Source organism: Anabaena cylindrica UHCC 0172, from assembly GCF_034931625.1.
Classification (GTDB): Bacteria; Cyanobacteriota; Cyanobacteriia; order Cyanobacteriales; family Nostocaceae; genus Anabaena; species Anabaena cylindrica_A.
Genome location: NZ_JAYGGY010000070.1, coordinates 1 through 6,461 on the forward strand (window position 1 = coordinate 1; position 6,461 = coordinate 6,461).

Here is a 6,461-nt window from a genome sequence, read left to right on the forward strand (position 1 = left end):
CCCATTACCCATTACCCATTACCCATTACCCATTACCCATTACCCATTACCTATTCCCAAAAATGCAAATCCGTCGTCGTTCACCTAGTCAGGCTATTGATATTTCTATTTTGCGCTATCAGATAGCTCTACCAGATTCCACACCAAATAATATTTTAGAAGAAATTGTTTGGCAAAAAGAAATAGAAGTTGAGCAAATGCGCGAAAGGCAGCCTTTAGCAGAATTGCAAAAAAAGCTAGTTTCTGCACCTCCAACCCGTGATTTTATCGCTGCACTCCGTCAAGGTAAGACTAAACCCGCATTGATTGCTGAAGTTAAAAAAGCTTCTCCTAGTAAAGGGGTTTTACGTGCAGATTTTGACCCCGTAGAAATAGCTCAATCCTATCAAGCAGGTGGTGCTAGTTGTCTTTCTGTCCTTACAGATACTAAGTTTTTTCAAGGTAGTTTTGATAACCTATCCTTAGTTCGTGCTGCCGTAGATTTGCCTTTGCTATGTAAGGAATTTATTATCTATCCTTATCAAATGTATTTGGCGCGAATTAATGGTGCAGATGCAGTTTTATTAATTGCAGCAATTCTCAGCGATCAAGATTTACAATACTTTGTTAAAATTGCTAACAAGCTAAAGATGGCAGCTTTGATAGAAGTTCATAGTTTAGAAGAACTTGATCGAGTTTTGGCCTTAGATGGTGTTTCTTTGGTTGGTATCAATAATCGCAATCTAGAAGATTTTTCTGTTGATTTACAAACTACCTGTCAACTACTAAAAGATAGAAGTAGTCAATTGCAAGAAAAAAATATTCTCGTAGTCAGCGAATCAGGACTTCATACTTCAGAGGATTTAAGTGTAGTAGAAACCGCCGGCGCATCAGCTGTACTCATTGGTGAATCTTTGGTAAAACAACCAGATCCAAAATTAGCGATTATTAATCTTTTTGGTAAATAGGCTGGGGACTGGAGGCTGGGGACTGGGAACAAGAGGAGAATAACAACTACCCAATGCCCAATCACCAAAATTTGTTTCCTGTGTAACAATTTATTTAAAAGAGATAAACTCTAAATTAGACAAAATCTAAAATCGACGATTTTAAATTAACTTCATGGAGCAACTTCCTTTACCTGCACCTATCCATTACGAACTTATACTTCAACTTTTAGAAAAGCAAAGCATGAATGCAGTAAGTCAGAACTCAGATTTACGGCATCAGGTCAGTGAGCTAATTGTTACCCTGCGGAAAGCTGCGTCACAACAAAAGCGACTGGAAGAAAATTGTCAAGCTTCTGCTGTTACGGTTGACCACCGTTGGTCACTTAATCATCATGGCGGAAAAGTCATCACTCCAGATTAATACCTACTGAATATGTCACTCTCTCAGCTACCATAAATTGATGACTGTTTTGGTTGCAAACCCATTCAGGTGGCCGTTGCTTCTTCAGTAAGACGTGTAGCGTCTTGCCTGTGTAGTCTTGATTTATAATCGCTGGAAGCAAGATGTGAGTAGATGAATATCTAATAATTTGCCATCAGATTTAAACATTCTCACACAATTTTGACTTTTATTTGACTTTTAGGATAGAGATAATGGACGACAAATTGATGTTGATGATTCCTGGACCTACCCCGGTTCCAGAAGCGGCTTTACTGGCATTAGCCAAGCATCCCATTGGACACCGCACCAGTGAATTCAGCAACATGATGGGTGAGGTGACAGAAAACCTCAAATGGCTGCATCAAACAGAAAGTGATGTGCTAATGCTGAATGTTAGTGGTACTGGTGCGGTGGAAGCGGGAATGATTAATTTTCTTTCTCCAGGCGATCGCATTTTAGTTGGTTCTAATGGTAAATTTGGCGAACGTTGGGTAGAAGTTGGCCAAGCTTTTGGTTTGAATGTCGAAGCTATCACCGCAGAATGGGGACAACCCTTAGACCCTGCTAAGTTTGCCGAAAAGTTGCAAGCGGACACAAAAAAGGAAATCAAAGCTGTAATTATCACCCACAGCGAAACTTCCACAGGTGTAATTAATGATTTAGTCGCTATCAACAACCACGTTAAAGAACATGGACAAGCTTTAATTATCGTTGATGCTGTCACTAGTTTAGGTGCTTACAATGTACCTGTTGATGCTTTAGGTTTGGATGTAGTCGCGTCTGGTTCCCAAAAAGGCTACATGATTCCTCCCGGTTTAGGATTTGTTTCTGTCAGTCCTAAAGCTTGGGAAGCTTACAAAACTGCGAAATTGCCAAAATACTATTTAGATTTAGGTAAATATCGCAAAGCTACTGCTAAAAATACAACTCCTTTTACTCCCCCAGTTAACTTAATGGTGGCGCTGCACACCACTTTGGGGATGATGAAAAAAGAAGGGTTGGAATCAATCTTTACTCGTCACGAACGTCAGAAAAATGCTACCCGCGCTGCTATCAAAGCTTTAAATTTATCACTGTTTGCAGCTGATGAATGTGCGAGTCCAGCAATTACGGCTGTTGCAACCCCAGGAATAGAAGCGGATAAAATTCGATCATTGATGAAAAAACGCTTTGATATTGCCTTAGCTGGTGGTCAAGATCATCTGAGTAATAAGATTTTTCGGATTGGTCACTTGGGTTTTGTGTGCGATCGCGATATTCTCAGCTGTATAGCATCACTAGAAGTAGTTCTCTTAGAACTCGGTCATGAAAACTTCAATTCTGGTGCAGGTATCGCCGCAGCAGCAAAAATTCTTGGAAAATAGTAATTAGGAAGGTAACGAGGAACAGGGAATATTTTTCTTTCTCCTGACTCCTGATTCCTGATTCCTGATTCCTGATTCCTGATTCCTGATTCCTAACTCCTGACTCCTAAATATTAAAAGGGCAAGTTATTTGATTAACTCGCCCTTTTATTTTGGATGTCAATAAGTAAAAATGCTCAAAGTAAATTTTTTCATCTATCAAACTTTGCACAAGGCAGAGTCGATTTGACATACCTCAATTCTCCTGAAGTAGCTTAACCGTTCCACATTTAATTTGCATACAGTCATACCATTTTAGATTTTGGATTTTAGATTTTGGATTTTAGATTGGAATTCCTTTCTGTATCTGAATTCTATAGATCCATCTGTCGCCATCATTCTTCTTTCTTGGTATTACTAACAATGGATTTTTAAATTTGGAATTGCTTAAACTATGCCGTCTCCAGCCAATCATAAATTTGGTCTAATTGCTCTAGAGTAATCAACCCATATTGCCAAAGAATCATAGTTAAAGAACCTGGGTCTTGTTCACGGTGACGCAGCGCTACAGCTAGGGAAGCAGCGGAAATCGCCAAATCCTCTTGGAGAAAATTAATCAAACGAGAATATTTTGATGGTGCCATTTTTATCTCACCTCCTTGGGTAGAGTGTATTATCATATATCGTTTCCTCTTTTCTTAGTGATCTAAAGCCAGTATTTTATGTGTCACTATGCTGTGACTTAATAAATAATTCAGCACAGCTTGTTGATTATTTCTCTAGGAGCAAATCAAATTAATTGCTCTGAGAGTTTTTGCAAAAAAGTCACTTTTGTCCGGCTTGTTTACCTAAATCTGAAGTAGCACTAACTCATAGTTAAATTTGCTTCATCCCGGTTACTTCATTGTGCTTGATTTAATTACACATCGAGTAAAAAAGATTCCATGACCTATACTCCTCTATTGATGACTATTTACACTTATGTCAAAGGGAGGATTTTTCTAAATAAACTCTGAATCTGGGATTTTAGTCAAAAACTAGGCAAAGTTAATGTTATTAGCACTACAGCTAAATATTAACTTCTTAACTATTATTGTTACTATTCTACGGAATAGTTTTTTTACAAAAAATCTTCATCAAAACTTGACAAATTCTTCATAAAGTAAATAGATTATGAGGATAATAGATAACTAATTACTCAGAAGCACCAGACTTTAAGAATTCAATTTTGACCTGATCGTTTACCTGTAAACCTAATTCGGTAGCTCGTCTTGTCCTTAGTTCAATTACTTGGTCTATTGGTTCATTAGGGCCATAGGTGGGACAAGGCTGACTATTACAAGGAGGTGCAGCAGTTTGAATATACTTGATTACCCCTTTGTGAAGAAAGACCATATCCAAAGATACAGGTACATTCATCATCCAGAATTTGACTGGTTGTGCTGAAGGAAAAACAAACAACATACCTTGGTCATCTGGTAAAGCTGGTCGATACATCAACCCCATCATCTGCTGTTCGGGTGTTTGTGCTACTTCTAACTTTATTTTTGTCCCCTTGGGAAGGGTCGCTTCAGCAGAAATTGGCAAATTTTGACCTTTAGGTATTGATGTTTGGATTTGGGAATCTGGTGTAACAGTGGGAGTGGGAGGTTTAGCTGTGGTTGCTGGAGAACAACCTATCAGTAAAACACTCATCAAGATAGGAAACAAACGGAGACGACGTAACATAAGTAATTCAAATTTTACTCAATGGTTCAAGCGGTTTCCTGCAAATTCAAGACACATTGTTTGAATAATTACGATTTTTGTGATATTAGATTTTGATTTTACAGAAATTTTAGGAAAATAGCCCGCTATTTTCAATTATTTTTTTGTAGTGAAATCCCCTAGAAAAAATCCCACCCCTGTTAAGGATAGGACGTTTAAGTATTTTTTTGTAGCAGGTTCATATTAATGAGGTGCGGTTTGTCATTACCTACCCTGTAAGTATAGGGTTTCATCACTATCAATTCGACCGTGTTGCATCCTAAATATCACAATGTAAGTCATCAGCTTTTTGAGTAAAGCGACGGTTTTCTCGATAATCCACGCGACAATCGATCACAGCAGGTACATCTTGAATTAGAGCTTCTTTAAGCACAGGAATTAAATCAGTCGCAGATTCAACTCGATAACCTTTTAATCCCATACTTTCTGCAAATTTGACAAAATCAGGATTGCCAAAATGCACAAAAGCCGAGTTACCTTTACCAAATTGATTTTCCTGTTTCCACTCAATTAAACCATAGCCACCATCATTGAAAATTAAAGTGACAAAGGGTGTACCTACACGCAAAGCTGTTTCTAATTCTTGGCAATTCATCATAAATCCACCATCACCGGTTACAGCGACAACTTTGCGGTGAGGATTTACAAGTTTTGCGGCTAAAGCTCCAGGAATTGCGATGCCCATTGCGGCAAATCCATTAGAAATAATGCAAGTATTAGGACTATGGCAATGATAATGTCTCGCAATCCACATTTTATGTGCGCCAACATCAGAAATAACAATATCATCTGGCCCCATTACTTGTCGCAAATCATAAATTAGTTTTTGCGGTTTCATCGGGAAGCCTTCATCATTGGCATACTCTTCGTAATCAGCGCGAATATTAGAACGTAAGCTAATGGCGTAGGGGTTAGGTTTACCTTGTCTGTCTGCTAATTTTAAGATTTCATTGAGGGAATCAGAAATATCACCGACAATTTCTACTTTGGGAATATAACTACTATCAATTTCTGCGGAAGTTGCGGCTATATGGATAATGGGAATTTTGTCTTCAGGATTCCATTTTTTGGGAGAAAATTCGATTAAGTCGTAGCCAATGGCGATGACTAAATCTGTATTATCAAAGCCGCAGGTAATAAAATCTCGTTGTTGTAATCCCACTGACCACAATGCTAAGGGATGGGTGTAAGGAATTACGCCTTTGCCCATAAAAGTATTGACAACGGGAAGATTCATCTGAGTGGCAAATTGAGTGACTGCATCACTAGCTTGGGCGCGAATTGCTCCATTTCCTACTAAGACGATGGGGTTAACTGCTTGGGAAATTGCGGCAGCAGCGGCACGAATACTCGCAAAGGAAGCATAGCTTTTTTCGCTATTATCTTTATTTAAAGGTTTGCCTTCAACGGGCATAGCAGCAATATTTTCTGGTAAGTCAATATGAACTGCGCCGGGTTTTTCGGTTTGCGATCGCTTGAATGCCTTTCTCACAACTTCTGGTGTGATACTTGGCCTCACAATCTGCTTGTTCCATTTGGTGACTGGTGCAAACATCGCCACCAAATCTAAGTATTGATGGGATTCGATGTGCATTCTATCTGTTCCCACCTGTCCTGTGATTGCTACTAGAGGCGCACCATCTAGGTTAGCATCTGCTACACCAGTCATTAAATTAGTTGCCCCAGGGCCAAGAGTGGAAAGACAAACTCCGGCTTTTCCTGTTAAACGTCCATAAACATCAGCCATGAATGCTGCACCTTGTTCATGACGAGTGGTAATAAATTTAATGGATGAATTTTTTAAGGCTTCTAAAACATGGAGATTTTCTTCACCTGGAAGTCCAAAAACATATTGCACTCCTTCGTTTTCTAAGCACTGGACTAATAATTCCGCCGTATTCATTTGATTTCCTCAAAAATAATAAATTAGTCATTGGTCATTGGTCATTGGTCATTGGTCATTGGTCATTGGTCATTGGT

Annotated in this window: 6 protein-coding genes; 3 read left to right on the forward strand and 3 right to left on the reverse strand. The window is 38.8% G+C overall.

The annotated features are described in order from the left end of the window. The first annotated feature begins 62 nt into the window (after window positions 1-62). The 3 genes from trpC (at window position 63) to VB713_RS13790 (ending at window position 2,735) form a co-directional block, all read left to right on the forward strand. Window positions 63-947, forward strand: a complete 885-nt coding sequence (gene trpC, locus VB713_RS13780; RefSeq protein ID WP_323312094.1) for an indole-3-glycerol phosphate synthase TrpC — start codon at window positions 63-65, stop codon at window positions 945-947. A gap of 154 nt (window positions 948-1,101) precedes the next feature. Further along, complete coding sequence (locus VB713_RS13785) at window positions 1,102-1,350, forward strand: DUF5340 domain-containing protein (RefSeq protein ID WP_323312089.1); 249 nt, start codon at window positions 1,102-1,104, stop codon at window positions 1,348-1,350. Window positions 1,351-1,583: 233 nt separating this feature from the next. Next, window positions 1,584-2,735, forward strand: a complete 1,152-nt coding sequence (locus tag VB713_RS13790; RefSeq protein ID WP_323312090.1) for an alanine--glyoxylate aminotransferase family protein — start codon at window positions 1,584-1,586, stop codon at window positions 2,733-2,735. Between the two features lie 431 nt (window positions 2,736-3,166). Here VB713_RS13790 and VB713_RS13795 read toward each other — a convergent pair whose 3' ends face one another. The 3 genes from VB713_RS13795 to VB713_RS13805 all read right to left on the reverse strand — a co-directional run bounded on the left by VB713_RS13795 (window position 3,167) and on the right by VB713_RS13805 (window position 6,384). Beyond that, complete coding sequence (locus VB713_RS13795) at window positions 3,167-3,394, reverse strand: DUF2949 domain-containing protein (protein WP_323312091.1); 228 nt, start codon at window positions 3,392-3,394, stop codon at window positions 3,167-3,169. A gap of 514 nt (window positions 3,395-3,908) precedes the next feature. Next, window positions 3,909-4,442 carry a DUF192 domain-containing protein gene (locus tag VB713_RS13800; protein WP_323312092.1) on the reverse strand — a complete coding sequence of 178 codons (534 nt, stop codon included), beginning with the start codon at window positions 4,440-4,442 and terminating at the stop codon, window positions 3,909-3,911. A gap of 298 nt (window positions 4,443-4,740) precedes the next feature. Then, the gene (locus tag VB713_RS13805) at window positions 4,741-6,384 is read right to left on the reverse strand and encodes an acetolactate synthase large subunit (RefSeq protein WP_323312093.1); all 1,644 of its coding nucleotides are present in this window, start codon (window positions 6,382-6,384) and stop codon (window positions 4,741-4,743) included. Between the last annotated feature and the right edge of the window lie 77 nt (window positions 6,385-6,461).

Bases quoted from the DNA above. Each gene is read 5' to 3' on its own strand.
- VB713_RS13795 (WP_323312091.1), bottom strand. From the start codon at position 3,394: ATGATAATACACTCTACCCAAGGAGGTGAGATAAAAATGGCACCATCA.
- trpC (WP_323312094.1), top strand. From the start codon at position 63: ATGCAAATCCGTCGTCGTTCACCTAGTCAGGCTATTGATATTTCTATT.
- VB713_RS13790 (WP_323312090.1), top strand. From the start codon at position 1,584: ATGGACGACAAATTGATGTTGATGATTCCTGGACCTACCCCGGTTCCA.
- VB713_RS13800 (WP_323312092.1), bottom strand. From the start codon at position 4,442: ATGTTACGTCGTCTCCGTTTGTTTCCTATCTTGATGAGTGTTTTACTG.
- VB713_RS13785 (WP_323312089.1), top strand. From the start codon at position 1,102: ATGGAGCAACTTCCTTTACCTGCACCTATCCATTACGAACTTATACTT.
- VB713_RS13805 (WP_323312093.1), bottom strand. From the start codon at position 6,384: ATGAATACGGCGGAATTATTAGTCCAGTGCTTAGAAAACGAAGGAGTG.